The organism is Bradyrhizobium vignae (assembly GCF_004114425.1).
Classification (GTDB): Bacteria; Pseudomonadota; Alphaproteobacteria; order Rhizobiales; family Xanthobacteraceae; genus Bradyrhizobium; species Bradyrhizobium vignae.
Genome location: NZ_RDQF01000023.1, coordinates 17,811 through 37,649 on the forward strand (window position 1 = coordinate 17,811; position 19,839 = coordinate 37,649).

22 protein-coding genes are annotated in these 19,839 nt (G+C 64.5%); 17 read left to right on the forward strand and 5 right to left on the reverse strand.

The window, feature by feature from the left end; genetic code table 11:
• Window positions 1–143: 143 nt before the first annotated feature.
• Window positions 144–764, forward strand: a complete 621-nt coding sequence (locus EAV90_RS20480) for a response regulator (protein WP_129144494.1) — start codon at window positions 144–146, stop codon at window positions 762–764.
• Window positions 765–840: 76 nt separating this feature from the next.
• On the forward strand, window positions 841–1,686 hold the full coding sequence (gene fghA, locus EAV90_RS20485; protein ID WP_129144495.1) for an S-formylglutathione hydrolase: 846 nt from the start codon (window positions 841–843) through the stop codon (window positions 1,684–1,686).
• Window positions 1,687–1,728: 42 nt separating this feature from the next.
• Here the strand turns inward: fghA and EAV90_RS20490 are convergent, their stop codons facing one another.
• A complete protein-coding gene (locus tag EAV90_RS20490; RefSeq protein ID WP_129144496.1) occupies window positions 1,729–2,298 on the reverse strand; it encodes a DUF3280 domain-containing protein in 570 nt (189 codons plus the stop codon).
• 60 nt (window positions 2,299–2,358) lie between these two features.
• Between EAV90_RS20490 and EAV90_RS20495 the strand changes: the two genes are divergently transcribed.
• The 6 genes from EAV90_RS20495 to EAV90_RS20520 all read left to right on the forward strand — a co-directional run bounded on the left by EAV90_RS20495 (window position 2,359) and on the right by EAV90_RS20520 (window position 7,323).
• Complete coding sequence (locus EAV90_RS20495; protein WP_129144497.1) at window positions 2,359–3,540, forward strand: ABC transporter substrate-binding protein; 1,182 nt, start codon at window positions 2,359–2,361, stop codon at window positions 3,538–3,540.
• A 109-nt stretch (window positions 3,541–3,649) separates the two neighbouring features.
• Complete coding sequence (locus tag EAV90_RS20500) at window positions 3,650–4,621, forward strand: YVTN family beta-propeller repeat protein (protein WP_245509570.1); 972 nt, start codon at window positions 3,650–3,652, stop codon at window positions 4,619–4,621.
• Window positions 4,618–5,424, forward strand: coding sequence for an ABC transporter ATP-binding protein (locus tag EAV90_RS20505; RefSeq protein WP_129144498.1), 807 nt, complete (start codon window positions 4,618–4,620; stop codon window positions 5,422–5,424). The genes EAV90_RS20500 and EAV90_RS20505 overlap by 4 nt, the downstream gene beginning before the upstream one ends.
• Window positions 5,421–6,269 (forward strand): ABC transporter permease, encoded by an 849-nt coding sequence (locus EAV90_RS20510; RefSeq protein ID WP_129144499.1) that lies wholly within the window; start codon window positions 5,421–5,423, stop codon window positions 6,267–6,269. Before EAV90_RS20505 ends, EAV90_RS20510 begins: the two co-directional genes overlap by 4 nt.
• On the forward strand, window positions 6,266–6,880 hold the full coding sequence (locus EAV90_RS20515; RefSeq protein ID WP_129144500.1) for a hypothetical protein: 615 nt from the start codon (window positions 6,266–6,268) through the stop codon (window positions 6,878–6,880). Before EAV90_RS20510 ends, EAV90_RS20515 begins: the two co-directional genes overlap by 4 nt.
• 137 nt (window positions 6,881–7,017) lie before the next feature.
• Complete coding sequence (locus EAV90_RS20520) at window positions 7,018–7,323, forward strand: copper-binding protein (protein ID WP_129144501.1); 306 nt, start codon at window positions 7,018–7,020, stop codon at window positions 7,321–7,323.
• A gap of 55 nt (window positions 7,324–7,378) precedes the next feature.
• Here EAV90_RS20520 and EAV90_RS20525 read toward each other — a convergent pair whose 3' ends face one another.
• Window positions 7,379–7,936, reverse strand: a complete 558-nt coding sequence (locus tag EAV90_RS20525; RefSeq protein WP_129144502.1) for a PQQ-dependent catabolism-associated CXXCW motif protein — start codon at window positions 7,934–7,936, stop codon at window positions 7,379–7,381.
• Window positions 7,933–8,817 (reverse strand): substrate-binding domain-containing protein, encoded by an 885-nt coding sequence (locus EAV90_RS20530; RefSeq protein ID WP_122402190.1) that lies wholly within the window; start codon window positions 8,815–8,817, stop codon window positions 7,933–7,935. Before EAV90_RS20530 ends, EAV90_RS20525 begins: the two co-directional genes overlap by 4 nt.
• A gap of 127 nt (window positions 8,818–8,944) precedes the next feature.
• On the opposite strand from EAV90_RS20530, the gene EAV90_RS20535 reads away from it, so the two are divergent.
• Entirely contained in the window at window positions 8,945–9,868 is a 924-nt protein-coding gene (locus tag EAV90_RS20535) for a quinoprotein relay system zinc metallohydrolase 2 (protein ID WP_129144503.1), read from the forward strand.
• Between the two features lie 50 nt (window positions 9,869–9,918).
• Window positions 9,919–10,737, forward strand: a complete 819-nt coding sequence (locus EAV90_RS20540; RefSeq protein WP_164937030.1) for a quinoprotein dehydrogenase-associated SoxYZ-like carrier — start codon at window positions 9,919–9,921, stop codon at window positions 10,735–10,737.
• Between the two features lie 271 nt (window positions 10,738–11,008).
• Here EAV90_RS20540 and EAV90_RS20545 read toward each other — a convergent pair whose 3' ends face one another.
• Window positions 11,009–11,368 carry a hypothetical protein gene (locus tag EAV90_RS20545; protein WP_122402187.1) on the reverse strand — a complete coding sequence of 120 codons (360 nt, stop codon included), beginning with the start codon at window positions 11,366–11,368 and terminating at the stop codon, window positions 11,009–11,011.
• A gap of 87 nt (window positions 11,369–11,455) precedes the next feature.
• On the opposite strand from EAV90_RS20545, the gene EAV90_RS20550 reads away from it, so the two are divergent.
• The 5 genes from EAV90_RS20550 to EAV90_RS20570 are packed head-to-tail and all read left to right on the forward strand — an operon-like array spanning window position 11,456 to window position 15,110.
• Window positions 11,456–12,436, forward strand: coding sequence for an ABC transporter substrate-binding protein (locus EAV90_RS20550; RefSeq protein ID WP_164937035.1), 981 nt, complete (start codon window positions 11,456–11,458; stop codon window positions 12,434–12,436).
• A 1-nt stretch (window position 12,437) separates the two neighbouring features.
• A complete protein-coding gene (locus EAV90_RS20555; RefSeq protein WP_122402185.1) occupies window positions 12,438–13,175 on the forward strand; it encodes an ABC transporter permease in 738 nt (245 codons plus the stop codon).
• On the forward strand, window positions 13,165–13,893 hold the full coding sequence (locus tag EAV90_RS20560; protein WP_129144505.1) for an ABC transporter ATP-binding protein: 729 nt from the start codon (window positions 13,165–13,167) through the stop codon (window positions 13,891–13,893). Before EAV90_RS20555 ends, EAV90_RS20560 begins: the two co-directional genes overlap by 11 nt.
• A 48-nt stretch (window positions 13,894–13,941) precedes the next feature.
• Complete coding sequence (locus tag EAV90_RS20565) at window positions 13,942–14,736, forward strand: pentapeptide repeat-containing protein (protein ID WP_164937031.1); 795 nt, start codon at window positions 13,942–13,944, stop codon at window positions 14,734–14,736.
• A gap of 26 nt (window positions 14,737–14,762) precedes the next feature.
• Complete coding sequence (locus tag EAV90_RS20570; protein WP_129144506.1) at window positions 14,763–15,110, forward strand: hypothetical protein; 348 nt, start codon at window positions 14,763–14,765, stop codon at window positions 15,108–15,110.
• A 9-nt stretch (window positions 15,111–15,119) separates the two neighbouring features.
• On the opposite strand, the gene EAV90_RS20575 is transcribed toward EAV90_RS20570, so the two are convergent.
• Entirely contained in the window at window positions 15,120–15,329 is a 210-nt protein-coding gene (locus tag EAV90_RS20575) for a hypothetical protein (RefSeq protein WP_122406536.1), read from the reverse strand.
• A gap of 204 nt (window positions 15,330–15,533) precedes the next feature.
• Between EAV90_RS20575 and EAV90_RS20580 the strand changes: the two genes are divergently transcribed.
• Window positions 15,534–16,601, forward strand: coding sequence for an efflux RND transporter periplasmic adaptor subunit (locus tag EAV90_RS20580; RefSeq protein ID WP_245509571.1), 1,068 nt, complete (start codon window positions 15,534–15,536; stop codon window positions 16,599–16,601).
• Window positions 16,591–19,725: an efflux RND transporter permease subunit gene (locus EAV90_RS20585; RefSeq protein ID WP_129144507.1), complete on the forward strand. Its 3,135-nt coding sequence runs from the start codon at window positions 16,591–16,593 to the stop codon at window positions 19,723–19,725. Before EAV90_RS20580 ends, EAV90_RS20585 begins: the two co-directional genes overlap by 11 nt.
• Window positions 19,726–19,839 lie beyond the last annotated feature (114 nt).

A 19,839-nucleotide genomic window follows, 5' to 3' on the forward strand; every position in this document is an offset into this window, starting at 1 on the left:
GCCCGATATCTAATCGGAAGCGTACAGCAATCCCGGCCGGGTTGCATGAGGCCACATGAGACACGCGCGTCTCACCTGGTAATCTCATGCGGCGCAGAACAGGCCATCCTATCAGGGGAACGGGCTGTCGCGAGGAACGCCCTATGCGCATTCTGATCGTCGACGATCATCCCATCGTCGCCTCCGGCTGCCGTGCCGTGTTGGCCGACGAGGGCGAGATCGAGATCTTGGAGGCCGCCGACGCCGAAGACGGCGAGAGCGTCTTCATCGTCGAACGCCCCGAGCTCTGCATCATCGACATCAACCTGCCGACCGTCTCCGGCTTCGAGCTCGCGCGCCGCATCCTCGAGCGCGCGCCCGAGGCCCGCATCATCATGTTCAGCATGAACGACGACCCCGCCTTCGCCGCGCGCGCGATCGAGTGCGGCGCAAAGGGGTATGTCTCCAAGACCGGCGATCCCGACGATCTCGTCGAGGCGATCCGTGCCGTCGGGGGCGGCGGGACTTACCTTCCGACCGCGATCGCGCGCAGCATCGCCTTTGCCGGACCCGCGCTGGCGCAAAGTCCGCTGTCGAAGCTGAACGCGCGCGAGATGGAGATCTTGCGCTTGCTGAGTGCCGGAAAGAGCCTGTCGGAGATCGCCTGGCTGGTGCAATCGTCCTACAAGACGGTGGCCAATACCTCGTCCATCATGCGCCAGAAGCTCGGGGTGAAGACTTCGGTCGAGCTGGTGCGGCTGGCGATCGACAGCGGCGTCGCCTGACGACACGAGCCGCCACGAATTCGGTCACACAAGAGTTGCAATCTTGATGTGGTGAGATGCCACGGAGTTTTCAGGCATGACGATCCAGACTGTCTCGACCAATAAATCCTATGGCGGCGTGCAGGGCGTGTATCGCCACGCCAGCCAGGCGACCGGAACCGACATGGTGTTCTCGGTCTATGTCCCGCCGCATGCCGATGGCGCCAAGTTGCCCGTGGTCTGGTACCTCTCCGGGCTCACCTGCACGCATGCCAACGTCACCGAGAAGGGCGAATTCCGCAAAGCCTGCGCCGAGCTCGGCCTGATCTTCGTCGCGCCCGACACCTCACCGCGCGGGCCCGACGTGCCGGGCGATGCCAACAACGCCTATGATTTTGGTCTCGGCGCCGGCTTCTATGTCGACGCCACCCAGGAGCCTTTCGCGCGTAACTATCGCATGTGGAGCTACGTGACGGACGAATTGCCAAAGCTGGTGGCGGAGAATTTTCCGGTCGATGCCAAGCGGCAATCGGTGATGGGGCACTCGATGGGCGGCCACGGCGCGCTGACTGTGGCACTGCGCAACCCGCATCGCTACCGCGCGGCCAGCGCGTTCGCGCCGATCGTGGCGCCCTCGCTCGTGCCGTGGGGCATCAAGGCGCTGACCGGCTATCTCGGGCCGAACAAGGACGCCTGGCGCAATCACGACACCGTGGCGCTGGTCGAGGACGGCGCGAAATTCTCCGGCTTCCTGGTCGACGTCGGCGAGGCCGACAATTTCCTGAAGGAACAGCTCAAGCCGGAGCTGCTCGAAGCCGCCTGCGCAAAGGCGGGCATCCCGCTGACGCTGCGGCGGCAGGCCGGCTACGACCACAGCTACTATTTCATCTCGACCTTCATGAGCGATCACCTGCACTGGCACGCGGCAAGATTGACGGCGTGATTCTCTTCTTCCTCGCCCCGCTTGCGGGGAGAGGCGAAGACCTCACGGCTTGCCGTAGTTCGGCGCCAGCAAGCGGTTGCGGATGAGATAGCTCATCGTGCGTGACCAGGATTCATCGGTGTTGCCGCGCATGTCGGCGCTGGCGGCCGTGATCATGTTGCCGGTCTTCACGTCGCGCAAATAGACGTTGAGATTGATGATCAGGTTCGAGACTTTTTGCACGAGGCCGGTGATTTCCAAATCGGCGCCGAGCTGCCCGGCGAGCTTGAGGTCGCAGCCGCCGCAGGCCTGCAAGTTCGCGTGACGGGCGGCATCCCGTATCGGGGCGATGTCGAGTACCTGGAACCGGCCCGAATCTGCCAATTCCTTGCGCAGCTGCTCGCTGATGCGCTCGAGCCGCCCCTGCTCGGGCTTGGAGCCGTAGAACTCGCCGGGCAGGCTGGTGTCGATCAGCTCGAAATCGAACACCGCGAGTTTCGGCGGATCGGCGAGCGCGGCCGAGCCCATCCACAACAGAGCGGCGAGACATATCAATGCTCGCATGATCTTGATTCCCGGCGTCGCGCGCGCGGAGACGAAATGCGGGGTTGCATGCCCTGACAAATTGGTCATGCTTGAAGCAGAGACAATTCTTCACCGGCGGTCAAGCCGGGGAGATCGTCTGGAGGAAACATGATCCGATGGTTGGCCGGCCTGATCGGCTTTGGTCTTGCCGCGACGAGCGCGCTCGCGGCCGAGCCTGTCGCGATCGGCGTCGGCTATCTCGGCGTCGCCGCTGCCCGATCGACGCTGTCGCTGGTCGAGCAGCCCGCGGAGAATGACGGCGTCGCCGGCGCGCGCCTCGCCATCGAGGACAACAACACCACCGGAAAATTCACAGGCCAGCGGTTTACGCTGGAGGAACGCCGCATCAAGGAAGGTGAGGACGCGGTACAGGCAGCGACCGCGCTTGCCGAGAAAAACGGCTTCATCATCGCCGACCTGCCGGCCGATGCGCTGCTGAAGGTCTCGGATGCCCTGCGCGAGCGCGGCACGCTGCTGTTCAACGTCGGCGCGATCGACGAACGGCTGCGCGAGACCGATTGCCGCGCCAACGTCATCCATACCGCCCCGACCCGCGCAATGCTGGCGGATGCGCTCGGCCAATACCTGGTGTGGAAGAAGTGGTCGCGCTGGCTGCTGGTGGTCGGCTCCCATGACGAGGACAAACTGTTCGCCGACGCGCTGAGGCGCACCGCGACGCGGTTCGGCGCCAAGATCGTGCAGGAGCGCACGTTCGAAGATAAGGGCGGCGCTCGCCGCACCGACTCGGGCGTCACGCTGATCCAGCGCCAGATGCCGGTGTTCACGCAGCAGGCGCCGGCCTATGACGTGCTGGTCGTCGCCGACGAGAGCGAGGTATTCGGTGCGTACCTGCCCTATCGCACCTGGGATCCGCGCCCGGTCGCGGGCTCGGCCGGCCTGGTGCCGCGCAGCTGGGACGCATCTCAGGACCAGTGGGGCGCGATCCAGATGCAGAACCGCTTCATCAAGCTGAACTCGCGGCGCATGACCGCGCTCGACATGCAGGCCTGGACCGCGGTGCGCATGATCGGCGAAGCCACCTCGCGCACCAATTCCGGCGACGTGAAGAAGGTGGCCGACTTCGTCAAGGGCCCGGATTTCTCCGTCGCGGCCTTCAAGGGCACGCGGCTGACGCTGCGCGACTGGAATCTGCAGCTGCGCCAGCCCATCCTGCTGGTGGACGGCCGCATGGTCGTGTCGGTGTCGCCGCAGGAAGGATTCTTGCATCAGGTCTCCGAGCTCGACACGCTCGGCTACGATCGTCCGGAGAGCAAATGCAAGTTGAAGTGAGCGATTTGAGATGAGTTCGAGCTGGCACCGCGACGACGCTGCGCCCCCTCCCCCGCCTGCGGTGAAACAAGCCCGCGAGCAGTTTCAACGAATCGAAGAGCAAGCTCCCTTGCATACGCAGATATTGCGCCTATCACTGTTCGCTGCACTGGCACTGGCCGTGGCACCTGCACATGCGTTCATCGCCTATGTGTCGAACGAGAAGAGCAACACAGTGTCGGTGATCGATACCGACAGCTGGACCGTGACCAAGACCATCAAGGTCGGCCAGCGTCCGCGCGGCATCGAGTTCACGCGTGACGGCAAGTTCGTGATGGTGGCGGTCGGCGACGACGACACCATCCAGCTGATCGACGCCAAGACGCAAAGCGTGGTCGACAGTCTGCCCTCCGGGCCCGACCCCGAATTGTTCGCGCAAGATGCCGCCGGCAAGATCCTCTATGTCGCCAACGAGAACGACAACACGGTCACCGTGATCGACCTCGAGAAGCGCGCGCGCCTCGGCGACATCCAGGTCGGCGTCGAACCCGAGGGCATGACCATCAGCCCGGACGGCAAGACGCTGATCAACACGTCCGAAACCACCAACATGGCGCATTTCATCGATACCAGCTCGCGCCAGATCGTCGCCAACGTGCTGGTCGATGCGCGGCCGCGCTTTGCCGAGTTCAAGCACGACAGCTCGGAGCTCTGGGTGTCCTCGGAGATCGGCGGCACCGTCTCTATCATCGACCCCGGGAAGCACGAGGTGATCGGCAAGGTCACGTTCGAGATTCCGGGCCTGCGGAAAGAAGCGATCCAGCCGGTCGGCATCGGCATGACCAAGGACGACAAGACCGCTTTCATCGCGCTCGGCCCTGCCAACCGCATCGCCGTGGTCGACGTCGCGACGCGCAAGGTGACGAAATATCTCCTGGTCGGGCAGCGGGTCTGGCACATGGCGTTCACGCCCGATGAGAAATATCTGCTCACCACCAACGGCGTATCGAACGACGTGTCCGTGATCGACGTCGCCGCGCAAAAGGTGATCAAGACCATTCAGGTGGGCGAACTGCCCTGGGGGATCACGATCGCGCCATGACCAGCCCTGTCCCCATCACTGAGCCACGCGAGGCGCCAGGATCGCATCCGGCCACCGTGCCTGCACTGTCGATCGACGGCATCAGCCATTCTTACGGCCCGCGGCGCGCGTTGATGGAGGTGTCTTTCAATGTGCAACCCGCAAGCTTCACCGCGTTGCTCGGGCTCAACGGTGCCGGCAAGAGCACGCTGTTCTCGCTGATCACGCGCCTGTTCGGCATCCAGTCCGGCCGTGTTTCCATCTTCGGCCATGACGTCAGCAAGAGTCCCGGCGAAGCGCTGCGGCTGCTCGGGGTCGTGTTCCAGCCGCGCACGCTCGATCTCGATCTGTCGCTGACGCAGAACCTGCTCTATCACGCCGCGCTGCACGGCATCAGCCGCCGCGAGGCCGCCGCGCGCAGTGCCGAGCTGCTCGGCCGCATCGGCCTTTCCGAGCGCGCAGGCAGCAAGGTGCGCGACCTCTCGGGCGGGCAGATGCGGCGGCTGGAGATCGCCCGCGCGCTATTGCACCGGCCGCGGCTGCTGTTGCTCGACGAGCCGACCGTCGGCCTCGACGTCAAGGCGCGCGCCGACATCATCAGCCATGTCCGCCAGCTCGTGACCGAGCAAGGCATCGGCGTGCTCTGGGCCACGCATCTGTTCGACGAGATCCTGCCCGGTGACGATCTCGTGGTGCTGCACCAGGGCAAGGTGCTGGCACAGGGGCCGATGAGCCGCGTCATCGCAGAGGCCGGCGCGCAGGACGTCAACACCGCCTTCATGCGTCTGACCGGCACGCAAACGATGCCGGGAGGTGGCGCATGAGCAGCATCACCACGCGCGAGGCGCCGCGCGGCTTCTCTGGCGCCGAGTACCTGACTTGCCTCATCGGCATCGTCTGGCGCGAGGGATTGCGCTTCCTGCATCAGCGCGAGCGCTTCGTCTCGGCGCTGGTGCGACCACTGGTGTGGCTGTTCATCTTCGCCGCCGGCTTCCGCCAGGTGCTAGGCATCTCCATCATCCCGCCCTACGAGACCTACATCCTCTACGAGGTCTATATCGCGCCCGGGCTGATGGCGATGATCCAGCTCTTCAACGGCATGCAGTCCTCGCTGTCGATGGTCTATGACCGCGAGATGGGCAATATGCGCACGCTGCTGGTGAGCCCGCTGCCGCGCGGGTTCCTGTTGTTCTGCAAGCTGCTTGCGGGGACCGCGGTGTCGCTGCTCCAGGTCTACGCGTTCCTCTTCATCGCCTGGTTCTGGGACATCACCCCGCCGCCATCGGGCTATCTCACCGTGCTGCCGGCGCTGATCCTGTCGGGGTTGATGCTGGGCTCGCTCGGCATGCTGATCTCCTCCGGCATCAAGCAGCTGGAAAACTTCGCCGGCGTGATGAACTTCGTGATCTTCCCGATGTTCTTCGCTTCCTCCGCGCTCTACCCGCTCTGGCGGGTGCAGGAGGGCAGCCCCTATCTCTACTATGTCTGCGAGGCCAATCCGTTCACCCATGCGGTCGAGCTGATCCGCTTCGCACTTTATGGGCAGATCAACTGGATCTCGCTGGCGGTGGTCGTGATCTGCACAATCGTCTTCATGATCGGCGCGATTTTGGCCTATGATCCCTCGCGCGGGCTGGCGCGACGCGGGCCTGCGGGAGGCGAAGGATGAAGCTTCGGGTTCTGGCGACGGCTGTTCTGGCGTTCGCTGTTGCGAGCGCGGCGGCGCGCGCGGCCGACCCGCGCTACCCCGACTGGCCGTGCACACAGGCAAAAGTGCCGGAGATCTCGCTCGCGGCGGTCTGGGCCGGACCGCCGCTCGGCGACGCCGAGACCAAGTGGAAAGACGACGCCAAGATCAGCGCGCTGGTGGCAAAACTGTCGGCGCGCAAGACGCCCCTCGAGGAAGCCGAGAAATCGGTGAAGGAATTTCTGGCGGCTTCCGGCAGCGACAAGGCGACGAATGCAAAGCTCCTGTTCGCCGGCCTATTCGACACGCTCAACGCCCAGCGCTCGCAGGTCATGAGCGGGCTCGAACGCGTCAGCCGCAAGCAACGCGATGCCGCCGACAAGATCCGCGAGGAGACGCTCGAACTCCAAGCGCTCCAGGGCGCCACGCCACGCGACGACGCCAAGGTCGAGGCGCTCAGTAACGAGCTGATCTGGAAGACCCGAATTTTCGAGGACCGCCACAAAGTGGTGCGCTTCGTCTGCGAAGTTCCAACCGCGATCGACCAGCGGCTGTTCGCGCTCGGACGCGTGATCCAGCAGGAAATGGAATAGCGTCGGTCGCGCCGATGGCCCGCGGCGGGTTCCCGCGATCGCCACGGGATCGTTAGCTCTTTTGCGGCGCTATCTGCCGGAACCAAATCGATCCAGGATAGCTTGTCGAAATGAACTCCAGACGTCGGGAGGTCTCGATGGGAACAAAAATATTCGTCTTCGCGGGCGCTGCAGCGCTCAGCATGCTCGCAACGAGCGCCCTTGCTGACGATATGACCGGGATGATCACGCGGATCGATCGGCTCAACGGCACGATCTCGATCCAGCAGACACAGAAAGGCACGGTCGGCGCCAGCGCAGGCAGCGCCGGCGCGCTCCAGGAGTACAAGGCGAAGGATGCCGCGATGCTGGACGCCGTCCATGCCGGCGACAGCGTGACGTATTCGGCGACCGAGACCAACGGCACAGGGACGCTGACCAAGCTGCAGAAGCAGAAGCCGTAGCACTGTCTCTGCCTCTCCCGCTTGCAGGGACAGGCAGAGAACCTACGCCCAATCGTTACTGGTCCGGGCGGGGCTCCGGGTGCGCTTCCTCGGTCGGCAGTTTTGCCCGCTCCCAGCCGTCGGTGCCATCAGGATACCAGGCGACATTGGAATAGCCGGACGCCAATGCACGCTTGGCGGCGTTCCAGGACATCCAGCAGTCGGCCAGACAATAGATCACCAGCAGCGCGGCCTTGTCGCCGCGGGAGGCGCGCGCGAGGCCACGCTGGAGATAATCGTCCATGGCGGATGGCAGCGTGCCGTAGCCGGTGTCGGGCAGCCAGATGCTGCCCGGAATGTTCCTGCGCGGCGCGTCGCGCCACACCGTGCCGGCAGGAAGGTTCTTCGGTTTCGGCGGGCGCGGCATCACGTCGACGAAGGCGCCGCTGTTCGCGCGCCAGATCGTCTCCGCCTCCTCCGTCGTGAGCACGCGCGCGCCAGCGAGCGTCGCCGGCACCGGCGCGCGATAATTGTCGGTGCGATAGCCCTCGGGCTCGAACGGCTCCTGCTGCTGCCCAAATGCCGGCGCCGCCAGGATGGCGGCAGCCAGCGCAGCGGCAACAGGCCATCTCACGGCGTCTTCTTGGCCGTCTCCGCGCCGAGCGGCCGATCACTCTCATCCAGCAGCGGCACGCCGAAATCGAGCAGGATCTTGTTGATCTCGCCCTGGTTCTCCTGGATCAGCTTGTTCAATTGCCGCTTCCAGTTCTGGTCGGCAGGGCGCACGCCCATGCCGATGCGATAGACCAGCTTCGGGCCGGTGGTTTCTTTCACCAGCGGCGTGACGTGAAGCGAAGAACCGGCCTTCTTCGCATAGTAGCCGGCCATCGGTCCCCACAATACGCCGGCATCGATCTTTCCGGCGACGAGGTCATCGATCATCGCCTGCGCCGAATTGTCGAAGCGCGTGTCGATCATCAACGGATAGGGCTTGGCGTCGCCCATCAGGCCGGCCAACGCCATGTTGGTCGCCGGCGGCGTGCCGGCGACGATGCCGATGTGCCTGCCCTTCAGGCGCGCGTCCTCCAGCGTGTCGACATCCTCGAGCCCGCTGCCGACCTTCGCGACCAGCGCATAGGTCGTGCGGTAATAGGGATTGGTGCCCTGCACGAGATCGTCACCTTGCGGGAAGCCCATGATGACGTCGCAGCGATGGGCGCCCAGCGTCATCCGCACGAAACCGGTGGCCTGCGGAAAGAAGACGTAGTCGAGCTTCTTCTGCAGCTTGTCCGCCAGGAATTCGGCGAGCTTGTTCTCGAACCCCTCGCCCTTCTCGTTGGAGAACGGCAGGTTGCGCGGATCGGCGCAAACCCGCAGCACCTTGGGATCGACCAGCTCGAACGAGAGGTCGCCGGTTTCGTTGGTCTGCGCGCTGGCGACACCGCCGAACGCACAGGATGCAACCACGACCCACAGCGAAAACATCCAGCGACGATGTCGTCCGGCCTGCGTCATCGCGCTTCCTCCTCGTTTTGGTTGAATGTTATCCATGCAACGCATGACGCGCCATGTGTGCCATGTTTGTGCCGGCCTCGCTTTGTTGCAGTGCAATGAGACAAACCCTTTGAACTGAGGCGGAAAAGTGTCTCGCATCGCTCTCGTGATCGCAGCCTTGTCCCTGGGACTCGCGACGCTAGCACGCGCCGGGGCGGCCGAATTGCCTGTGAGCGAAGTCGCACCTGGAATCTTCGTACACTCCGGGACCATCGCCCTGATGAACCGCGAGAACGAGGGCGACATTGCCAATGTCGGCTTCGTCGTGGGCGATGAGGCCGTAGCCGTGATCGACACCGGCGGCAGCCGTCGCGAAGGCGAGACGCTGCTGGCCGCCGTGCGGGCCCATACATCCAAGCCGATCCGCTATGTTATCAACACTCACGGTCATCCCGACCATGTCTTCGGCAATGCCGCCTTTGTTGCGGACGGAACCAGCTTCGTCGGCCACAGCAGGCTGCCGCAGGCACTGGCGACGCGCGGGCCGTTCTATCTCGATAATTTCCGCCGCATCATGGGCAGCGAGCTGATCGATGCCGTCAAGATCATCGCCCCGAGCCTGCTGGTTTCGGACACGACGATCCTGGATCTGGGAGCGCGGCGCCTGACGTTGCGCGCCTGGCCGGCCGGACACAGCGACACCGACCTGACCGTGTACGACGAGACGACCAAGACCCTGTTTGCGGGCGACCTGGTCTTTCTCCGCCACATTCCGGTCATGGATGGGAGCATCCGCGGCTGGCTCGACACATTGAACCGGCTCGAGGCGATTCCGGCGCTGCGGGTCGTTCCCGGTCATGGCCCGGTGAGCGGCTGGCCTGCCGCACTGACCGATGAGCGGCGTTACCTGTCAACGCTGCTGTCCGACGTCCGCACGCTGAACAAGAACGGCGAGCCGATCCGCGCCGCCGCGGACAAGGCGGCCGCGTCGGAACGGCCGCATTGGCAGCTGTTCGACGACTACAACGCCCGCAACGCAACTGCAGCATTCTCGGAAATTGAATGGGAGTAGCTGGCGCGCTAGGCTGCAGCGAACGATGTATCGTCCGCAGGACCATGACCATGACGGGATGCACACGCCGCCTGACGCTCACCGGTCTCCTGCTCGGCCTCGCTTTCGCGACGCCCGCGCAGGCCGAAGAGGCCTACGATCCCTGGCCGGGCCTGGTGCAGGACATCTTCAGCAACCGTCCGATGAACGACGGCAGCGGCGTCATCGGCATCGAGATGCCCTATCGCGCCGAGGATGCCGCGATCGTGCCGGTCACCTTGCGCAGCAAGCTGTCGCCTGGCGACAGCAGGCGTATACGTTCGATCACACTGGTGATCGATCGCAATCCCGCGCCTATGGCGGCGAAGTTCGAGCTCGGGCCGGACGCCAATGTCACGGAGATCTCGACACGCGTGCGCGTCAACAATTACACCGACGTGCATGCGGTGGCCGAACTCAGCGACGGCCAGCTCTATGTCTCGAAAGTCTATGTGAAAGCCTCCGGCGGCTGCTCGGCGCCAGCGGCAAAGAATGTCGAGGAAGCCAGGAATCGGCTCGGCCAGATGCGCTACCGGCAGTTCGCACGCGAGGAGGCGCCGGCGAGCCGCGTGCGCGAGGCGCAGATCATGATCGGCCATCCCAACAATTCCGGGCTGCAGATGGACCAAGTCACGCAGCTCTATATCCCGGCCTTCTTCATCAACCAGATCAAGCTGACGCAGGACGACAGCCCGGTGCTGTCGATGGAAGGCGGCATCTCGATCTCGGAAGATCCCAACCTGCGCTTCACCTATGTCTCCAACGGCGCCAAGCATTTCCGCGCCGAGGCAAAGGACACCGATGGGCACGTGTTTCGGAATGAATGGGACGTGGAGAAGCCCGGGACTTAGCGCGCGGCTTGCGCTGCCCTTCCCTCTCCTCTCGCGCTAAAGCGCAATGAGATTTGGATGAATCGTCATCGCGCTTTAGCTTGTTGTTTACGCATGATCTTTCCGGAAAACCGCTTCGCACTTTTCCGGATCATGCTTTAGCGGCGAGACGGGTGAGGGGTATGTCTCCACAGCTGAGCGCGCGGTGAGAACCCCTCATCCGGCGCTTCGCGCCACCTTCTCCCGCAAGGGGCCGCAAGGGAGAAGGGATGGCACCGCCTACGCGCGATAATCAAAAGCATCTCACCTCGGCTTCCGCCTGCGCGCGGCGCAAATCATTCACCGCCGCGTTCGCCTGCTCCGAGGTGCGGAACTGGACGCCGAGATTGCCGCGTACTTGCGACATGCTGAGCGCGGTCTCTGCGGTAACATAGCGCTCGTAGGGCACGATCGAGGCAACCACGTCGATCGAGCAGGAACATTGCTCGATGGACTGTCGGCTCTCGCCATTGGCTTTCATGCAGCCATAGACATATTCCGCGCGCGCCGCGGTCGGATAGTCATTGGCCTCCTCGGCCCGCGCCACGCATGCGGAAGCGGCCAGTACCGCCAATGCGGCGACAATCCGTCCTAGCTGCCCGGCCAGTTTCATGCGCGTCCTCCCGCTGGTTGCGACCAAAGCTATGCTATGCCTATTGTCCTGAAAAGCACTCGGTCAGAGGAAGCGGCTCACAAGGTGATGAGAGTTTGGGGACGAATATTGGCGTTCGCGGTGCCGCTGGCGCTGACGCTAGCCGTGCCGGCCCGCGCTGCGGATACCATCCGCTTGGCGGTGCAGAAGACCGGAACATTCTCCTGGGAGCTGGCCGCGATCCGCAGCGCCGGCCTCGACAAGGAGGCCGGCCTGTCGCTGCAGGTCACCGAGCTCGCGAGCACCGAGGCCGGCAAGATCGCGATGCGCGCCGGCAGCGCCGACATCATCCTGTCCGACTGGCTGTGGGTGTCGCGCGAGCGTGCGCTCGGAGCCAAGCTCACCTTCTATCCCTATTCCAGCGCGCTCGGCGCGGTTATGGTGCCGGCTTCTTCGCCGATCAAGACGCTCGCGGATCTGAAGGGCCGCAAGTTCGCGGTCGCCGGCGGGGCGATCGACAAGAGCTGGCTGCTGCTCCAGGCGCGGATGAAGCAGGACGGCATCGACCTGAAATCGGAAGCAACCATTGTCTACGGCGCGCCGCCCCTGATCGCTGCCAAGGCGCTCGATGGCGAGATGGATGCGAGCCTCAACTTCTGGAACTTCTGCGCCCAGCTCGAAGCCAAGGGTTTTAGACGCCTCACCGGGATCGAGGACATTTTGCCGACGCTGGGCGCCAAGGGCGCCGTCGCCGCGGTCGGCTATGTCTTCGACGAGAACTGGGCCGCGAGCCATCGCGAGGCCGTGGCGCGCTTCATCGCGATGGCCCGCAAGGCCAAGGAGCTGCTGGCGACTTCGGATGCAGCCTGGGACAAGGTCGGGCCGCTCACCGGCGCCACCGACCCGGCCGTGCTCAAGACCTACCGCGATCGCTATCGCGACGGCATTCCGCGCCGGAGCATCGACGACGAGGAGAACGATGCACGCGTGCTCTACCGCGTGCTGGCCGAGATCGGCGGCCGCGACCTCGTCGGCCCCGCAGCCGAGCTCGACCCCGGCACCTTCTATCACGCAGGCCCCGGAGATTGAGGTGCTGCGTCTTCTCTCGTTCGCCCTGTTCCTCGCAATCTGGTGGATCGCCGCGTTGTTCGTCGGGGGCGCAAAGCTGCCCTCCCCGCCGGCCGTGCTCCAGGTCATGATCGCGGAGGCCTCATCCGGCGCGCTGTTCCTGCATCTCGGCGCCACGCTGGCACGCGTCGCGCTCGCCTTCGTGCTGGCGATGTCGCTCGGCAGCGCGATGGGCTACCTGATGGGCCGGGTCAAGCTCGCCGATCGGCTCGGCGATCCCTGGCTGATCCTGCTGCTCAATCTGCCTGCATTGGTCGTGATCGTGCTGGCCTATATCTGGGCGGGCCTCTCCGAGGCTGCCGCAATTGCAGCGATCGCCATCAACAAGCTGCCGACCGCCATCGTCACCTTGCGCGAGGGCACCCGCGCGCTCGACCGCTCGCTCGACGAGATGGCGAGCGTGTTCGCGATGCCGCGCTGGCGCGCCTTCCGCCACGTCGTGCTGCCGCAGCTCGCGCCCTATATCGCAGCCTCCGCGCGCTCCGGGCTGTCGCTGGTGTGGAAGATCGTGCTGGTTGCCGAGTTGCTCGGACGGCCGAACGGCGTCGGCTTCGAGATCGGCGTCGCCTTCCAGCTGTTCGACACGCCGCGGCTGCTGGCCTATTCCCTGACCTTCGCTGCCGTCGTGCTCGTCATCGAAACCTTGCTGGTGCAGCCGTTCGAAGCCCGCGCAAACAGGTGGCGGCCCCGTGCGGCTTGAGGTCGAGATATCAGGCAAGACCTTCAGGAGTGCCGCGGGCGGAACGCACGAGGTGCTGGCGCCGGTCAAGTTCGCGCTTCGGTCCGGCGAGGTCGGCGTGCTGATCGGCCCGTCCGGCTGCGGCAAGAGCACCATGCTGCGCATCATCCTGGGATTGGACCACGACTTTGCAGGCCGCATCGCGCGGCCGCCGGAGGCGCGGATCGGCATGGTGTTCCAGGAGCCGCGACTGCTGCCGTGGCGCTCGGTCGAGCAGAATGTGCGGCTGGCTGCCCCCGACATCGCTGATGCCAGGCTCGCCGAGCTGTTCAAAATCCTCGAGCTGGAAGCGCACCGCGACCACTATCCCGGTGAGCTCTCGCTGGGTTTGGCCCGACGCGTGGCGCTCGCCCGCGCCTTTGCCGTCGAGCCGGATATCCTGGTGCTCGACGAACCGCTGGCGTCGCTCGATGACGCTCTCGCCGGACGCCTGCGCGATGAGATTGCAACGCTCGTCGCGAGCCGTCCGGTGATGACGCTTTTGGTGACACACAGCCTGGACGATGCGGTGCGGCTGGGCGATCGGCTGTTCTTCCTGTCGCCCCGGCCAGCGCGAATCGTGGCCGAGGTGCCTATCGGTCTCCCGCGCGACACACGCGGCGAGGCCGAGATTGCGGCGATCAAGACCAGCCTCGCCCAACGAATTCAAGGCGACCGCACTGAGCGAGATGTCTCGTAGCCGGTCGCCTGGCGAACGTGCTAGACTGGGCCGGCGGCGGAGATGGTGATGACGCGGACGGTCGCCTTCGCGACGCTTGGTCTTGCACTCGTGGCGATGACCGCGAGCGCGCAGGACATGATGCGTGGCGTCGACCTCACCTCGCCCGCGATGGTCTCGGCCGAAATGACGAGGCCCGAGGTCGAGGCCGTGCTGGCCGAAGCCAGCGCTGCGCGGCCTGCCGATTTCACCGGCAAACGCCTGTCGGGCCTCGATCTCTCGGGCCTGGACCTGTCCAACGCGGTTCTCCGCGCCGCGCGGCTCAACAGGACGATACTCCGGGACGCCAAGCTTGACGGTGCAATCCTCGATCAGGCATGGCTGCTGGATGCAGATCTTACCGGCGCAAGCCTGAAGGCCGCCCATCTGTTCGCCTCGCAAATGGCCCGCGCACGTCTCGACGGGGCGAACCTGTCGGGAGCGCGCATCGCTGCCGATCTCACCGGCGCAAGCATGATTGGCGCCTCGATCGCGGACGCGAAGCTTGGCGCCGATATGCGCAACCAGTCGATGGGGCTGATGCGCGCGGTGCTGAGATCCGCCAATCTGGAACGGCTGAACGCGCGCAACGCCGATTTGTCGCGCGTCGACCTCGAATTCGCGACCCTCAGGGGTGCCGACCTGAGCGGGGCATCACTGAAAAACGCCGAACTCGGCGGCGCCGATCTGACCGGCGCCATCGTCATCGATGCCGATTTCGACGGCGCCGATCTCGTCTCGGCGAAGCTGATCGCTCCGAACGGCCTTGACCGCGCCAAGAATTTCGACAAGGCAAGGAACCGCGAGCGCCTGATCAGGGAATGACGGCCCGCCATTGGGAGGACTGGCTGATGCGTTGGATTCTGGCTTTGATCGCGTTGTTGACGCTTGCCGGCGAAGCCGCCGCGCAGGCCAAGGGCAAAGGAATCCGGCTCTGGAATCTGACGACTGAGACGATCTCCGGCTTCCAACTCGCTCCCGCCGGCAGGACCGATTGGGGTCCGAACCAATGCTTGAACGACAAGGACAAGGAGGTCGACCACGACGAGCGGCTGCGCATCATCGGCGTCGAGCCGGGCCAGTATGATGCCAAAGTAAGCTATCCCAACGGCCGGCAGTGCATCGTCCGCGGCATCGAGATCAGGGCCGACGCGGTGTTCTCAATCGCCGATAAAGATCTGAAGGATTGCACCAAGTAGCGCCGCCGCTCATGCCTTGTCATGCGTGTGCGGATATTCGCAGCGCCACCGCACCGCCTGCCATTTCGGATGCTCGCCGACCCATTGCGCGATATAAGGCGGCGCGGCCATCACGCATTGGCGGGGCGACCCGAAATAGTTGAACACCAGATGCTGCTCCTCGCAAGTCGCAGGCGAGAGCACCGCACACACAGTCACCACCAGGTCAATCGGGTTCATGCCGGGATCCTCAGGGATCATGAAGAAATTACCATAGAACCTACGGCTGAGGCAGCCAGAAGTTTCAAACGGGCATGAGCCATGCGGGAATGGTCACTCGCGCCCACACGCTTCGACCGTCACCGCAGTGACGGACGTGCAACCGGCGCCTTGCCGCCCGCCAATTTCGTCAATAAGCTCGTTCCTGAAACTGCTAACAGGCTGATGGCTCTTACGGAAACCTCCCGGCGCGGCGTCGCGCCCGCAGTCTGCGTGCTGATGCTCATCGCCAGCACCTGGGCTGTCACGGGTTACGCCCGGCGAGTTGCCGCGGCGGAGATGCAGCCGGACAAATCGAATTCGGGCCGCACTGAGCCTTCCCGCACCGCAGAAAGCGACCAGCCGGTGGTCAAGCTGACGCCGAGCCAGCAGGCACAGGTCGGGCTCGAAACCGCGGCGCTGGAGGCAGCTCCACATCCCGAGAAATTCCGCGCCTATGGCGCCGTGCTCGATATCTCCCGCATCACGGAGCTCACAAACAGCTACGCCAATGCGCAAGCCCAACTCCAGACGGCGCAGGCGAAGCTCGAAGTCGCCAAGAGCGCATACGACCGGATCAAGAATCTCGTCGACTCCGCCGCCCTCCCGAAGAAGGAAGCCGAGACCGCAGAGGGAACGTTGCGGATCGACAAGGCGGCGCTGACCGCGGCGGAATCGCAGCTCAGGACTCTCGTCGCAACGGCCCGGCAGGAATGGGGCCCGGTCATCGGCCGCGGAATCGTCGAGCGCTCGCCTGCCGTTGTCAGGCTGATCGAACGCGACCAGTTTCTGGTTCAGGTGACGCTGCCGCCCGGCGTGACCGTCGACGGCACTCCGGCCACGGCACTGGCGCAGGCGCCGACGCGGAATGCAAATATCGATCTCCACTACATCTCTCCGGCAACGCGCACCGACCCGCGTATTCAGGGATTGAGCTTCTTCTTCTCCGTGCCGGGCGATAGCGGCTTGCTGCCCGGCATGAACACCACGGTCTATGTGCCTTCGGGCAACACCTACGAGGGCGTGTTCATCGAGGACACCGCGATCGTGCGGTGGCAGGGTCGATCATGGGTCTACCTGCGTGTAGGTCCCGACAGCTTCCGACGGCATCCGATCAGCATGGATCAGCCGGTCTCCGATGACGACTACGTCGTCCGGGACATCCCATCCGGGTCCGAAATCGTCATGCGGGGCGCGCAGGTCCTGTTGTCCGAGGAGGCCAAGAGCGAGCTTCGGGGTCGCGATGACGACTGATGACACCGGCTCCGGCAGGTCAGGGCCGCAAGCCGCCGTCGTCGCATTCGCCATCCGCTTCCGCGGCATCGTGCTCGCGCTTTCGTTTGCCCTCCTGGGCTATGGCCTGTTCGCCCTTGGTGAAGCCAAATACGGCGTCTTCCCTGAATTCGCACCGCCGCAGGTGACGATCCAGACCGAAGCCCCCGGCCTCAGCCCGGAGCATGTCGAGATCCTGGTCACGCAACCGATCGAAACGTCGATCAACGGCCTGGCCGGCGTCGAGAGCCTGCGCTCGTCATCGATCCAGGGCCTCTCGGTCGTGACCGTCGTCTTTCAGCCGCGCAGCGATATCTATCGGGCGCGCCAATTGGTGACCGAACGTCTAACCGTCGCGGCCGCGCGGCTGCCGCAGGGCGTTCAGCCGCCGTCGATGACACCATTGACCCCGCTGGCCGGCACCGTGCTGGTGATTGGCCTCACGTCCGACCAGCGTTCGCTGATGGATTTGCGCACCATTGCCGACTGGACCGTGGCAAGACGGCTTCTGGCGGTGCAAGGCGTGGCCCAAGTCTCGACTTACGGCAAAGACGTCAGGTCTCTCCAAGTGCAGGTCCGCCCGGACGATCTGATCCGCTTCCGGGTCGGTCTGAATGACGTGCTGGCTGCCGCGCGCAAGGCCACCGGCGTTCGCGGCGCCGGCTTCATCGATACCGCCAATCAGCGCATCACGCTGCAAACCCAGGGACAGTCGTTGACGCCCGACCAGCTGGCCCGCACCGTGCTTCTGCACGAAGGCGGCGCCAGCGTGGTTCTCGGCGACGTCGCCACCGTCGTGACCGCTCCCGAGCCGCCGATCGGCGCCGCTCTCATCGACGGCGTGCCTGGCATCATGCTCATGGTCAGCCAGCAATATGGCGCGAATACGCGAGAGGTCACCGCACGCGCGGAAGCTGCACTGCAGGAGCTGCGGCCTGGCCTCGAAGCCGACGGCGTCAGGCTCCATGCGGACATATTTCGTCCGGCCGATTTCATCGATGCGGCGACCGAGAGCGTCCTCAACGCGCTGTTGATCGGCGGAGCACTCGTGGTCGTCGTTCTCTTTCTATTTCTGTTCGACTGGCGCACCTCGATCATCAGTTGCACGGCAATCCCCCTGTCGTTGATAGCTGCAGTGCTCGCACTGCAATGGATGGGCGAAACTCTCAACACGATGACGCTGGGCGGCCTCGCAATCGCGATCGGCGAAGTCGTCGATGACGCCGTGATCGGCGTCGAGAACGTCGTACGCCGGTTACGCGAAAATCGCCGAACGACGGCGCCGAAAGCCGAAGCCCGCGTGGTGCTGGACGCTTTCCTCGAGGTGCGCACCGCAGTTGCCTATGCGACGTTTGCGGTCCTGCTGGTGTTCTTTCCGATCCTGGCGCTTTCCGGCATTGCCGGCCGTCTGTTCGGCCCCCTCGGCATCGCCTACGTCTTCGCGGTGATCGCATCGCTCGCGGTCGCTCTGACGGTGACACCGGCGCTCTCCATGCTGCTCCTCGTCGGCAGAAGCGGCGAACGGCGCCTGCATGAACCCCCGGCAGTGCGCTGGTCCCGCCGCTATTACCAGGCCTTGCTGCGCCGTATCGGCCGCTTCCCGAAGCTGGTGATGACGGCAACCGCGGCCGTCACGATCGCGGGAGCGGCGATGCTGCCTTTCTTCGGCGGAACCTTCCTGCCGGATCTGCGGGAAGGTCATCTGATCCTGCACGTCTCCGCGATCCCAGGCACCTCGCTCGACGAATCTCTTCGCATCGGCAAATTGATGGCCGATACGCTCCGGCACATCCAGGGCATTCGCAGGGTGGCGCAGCACGTAGGCCGGGCCGAGGCCGGCATCGACACGGTTGGTCCGCATTCCAGCGAGTTCGAGGTCGATCTGGAGCCCGGGCTCTCCGGTCGGGCACAATCCGAAGCAGAAGCGCGCATCAGGGCGGCCTTCGCCGACTTTCCCGGGGTTTCCTTCTCGAGCAAGACCTACCTGACCGAGCGCGTCGAGGAAACCGTCTCCGGATTCTCGGCAGCGGTGGTCATCAACATCTACGGGCCTGATCTCGACTCACTTGATCGCGCTGCACGCGACGTCGCACGAGAACTCGACGAAGTCGGGGGTGCCGCCGACGTGCAGCGACGCACGCCTCCGGGCATGCCGCAGGTCAATGTGACGCTTCGGCCGACCGATCTGCAACGCTGGGGACTCGATGCGGTCGAAGTGCTCGAGCTGGTGCGTACCGCCTATCAGGGCGACATCGTCGGCCAGGGATATGAAGGCAATGCCGTCTTCAATATCATCGTCATCCTCGATGCACCCGCCCGGGCGCGGCTCACCCAGATCGGCGACCTGCCGGTGCGCACACCGAGCGGCGCCTACATTCTGCTCAAGCAGATCGCAGACGTCTATGAAACGTCGGGCCGCTATCAGATCCAGCACCAGAATGCGCAGCGCGTACAGACAGTAACGGCGAACGTCAGTGGACGCGATCTCGAATCCTTCGTGGCCGCCGCCAAACGCAAGCTTGCCCGCGAAGTCAAACTCCCGCCCGGCGCCCGCATTGAATTTGCCGGAGCGGCCGAGGCTCAAGCCCGGTCGCGGCGCGATCTCATCGTCAATTCTTTACTGGCAGGGACGGGCATCGTCGTTCTGCTCTCGATGGTCACCGGCCATTGGCGAAATCTGTTGCTGGTGATGATCAATCTACCGTTTGCATTGGTCGGTGGCGTGCTCGCGCTCGCGTTGACGGGCGGCCTGCTTTCGCTCGGGTCGATGGTCGGCTTCGTCACGCTGTTCGGAATCACCTTGCGGAACTCGATCCTCATGATTTCCCACTACGAACATCTCGTCCTGATCGATGGTCGTGTATGGGGACCTGAAACCGCGATCGAGGGGGCGGCGGATCGTCTTGTCCCGATCCTGATGACGTCTCTCGTCACCGGCTTGGGATTGCTGCCGCTCGCCATTGGCGCAGGGGAACCAGGTCGTGAAATCGAAGGCCCGATGGCGATCGTCATCCTTGGCGGCCTCATGACCTCGATGGCACTTAGTCTGCTGGTCCTGCCTACCCTTGCGCTTCGCTACGCACGTTTCAAGGTTCGTGCTGGATGAACGCCGATCCGCGTTACGGCCTCGACCACATCGTCAGGAAAGCGGCAGCAGCGCTGGGTAGGATGACGCACTGGCGGTTGAGGCTTTCGAGCGCGCTCGTCGACCGCCATCGCG

Coding starts and splice junctions, on each gene's coding strand:
- EAV90_RS20520 (WP_129144501.1), top strand. CDS start 7,018: ATGGGAACAAAAATATTCGTCTTCGCGGGCGCTGCAGCGCTCAGCATG.
- EAV90_RS20505 (WP_129144498.1), top strand. CDS start 4,618: ATGACCAGCCCTGTCCCCATCACTGAGCCACGCGAGGCGCCAGGATCG.
- EAV90_RS20575 (WP_122406536.1), bottom strand. CDS start 15,329: ATGAACCCGATTGACCTGGTGGTGACTGTGTGTGCGGTGCTCTCGCCT.
- EAV90_RS20515 (WP_129144500.1), top strand. CDS start 6,266: ATGAAGCTTCGGGTTCTGGCGACGGCTGTTCTGGCGTTCGCTGTTGCG.
- EAV90_RS20570 (WP_129144506.1), top strand. CDS start 14,763: ATGCGTTGGATTCTGGCTTTGATCGCGTTGTTGACGCTTGCCGGCGAA.
- EAV90_RS20580 (WP_245509571.1), top strand. CDS start 15,534: ATGGCTCTTACGGAAACCTCCCGGCGCGGCGTCGCGCCCGCAGTCTGC.
- EAV90_RS20585 (WP_129144507.1), top strand. CDS start 16,591: ATGACGACTGATGACACCGGCTCCGGCAGGTCAGGGCCGCAAGCCGCC.
- EAV90_RS20510 (WP_129144499.1), top strand. CDS start 5,421: ATGAGCAGCATCACCACGCGCGAGGCGCCGCGCGGCTTCTCTGGCGCC.
- EAV90_RS20480 (WP_129144494.1), top strand. CDS start 144: ATGCGCATTCTGATCGTCGACGATCATCCCATCGTCGCCTCCGGCTGC.
- EAV90_RS20565 (WP_164937031.1), top strand. CDS start 13,942: ATGACGCGGACGGTCGCCTTCGCGACGCTTGGTCTTGCACTCGTGGCG.
- EAV90_RS20490 (WP_129144496.1), bottom strand. CDS start 2,298: ATGACCAATTTGTCAGGGCATGCAACCCCGCATTTCGTCTCCGCGCGC.
- EAV90_RS20550 (WP_164937035.1), top strand. CDS start 11,456: ATGAGAGTTTGGGGACGAATATTGGCGTTCGCGGTGCCGCTGGCGCTG.
- EAV90_RS20530 (WP_122402190.1), bottom strand. CDS start 8,817: ATGACGCAGGCCGGACGACATCGTCGCTGGATGTTTTCGCTGTGGGTC.
- EAV90_RS20540 (WP_164937030.1), top strand. CDS start 9,919: ATGACGGGATGCACACGCCGCCTGACGCTCACCGGTCTCCTGCTCGGC.
- EAV90_RS20495 (WP_129144497.1), top strand. CDS start 2,359: ATGATCCGATGGTTGGCCGGCCTGATCGGCTTTGGTCTTGCCGCGACG.
- EAV90_RS20545 (WP_122402187.1), bottom strand. CDS start 11,368: ATGAAACTGGCCGGGCAGCTAGGACGGATTGTCGCCGCATTGGCGGTA.
- fghA (WP_129144495.1), top strand. CDS start 841: ATGACGATCCAGACTGTCTCGACCAATAAATCCTATGGCGGCGTGCAG.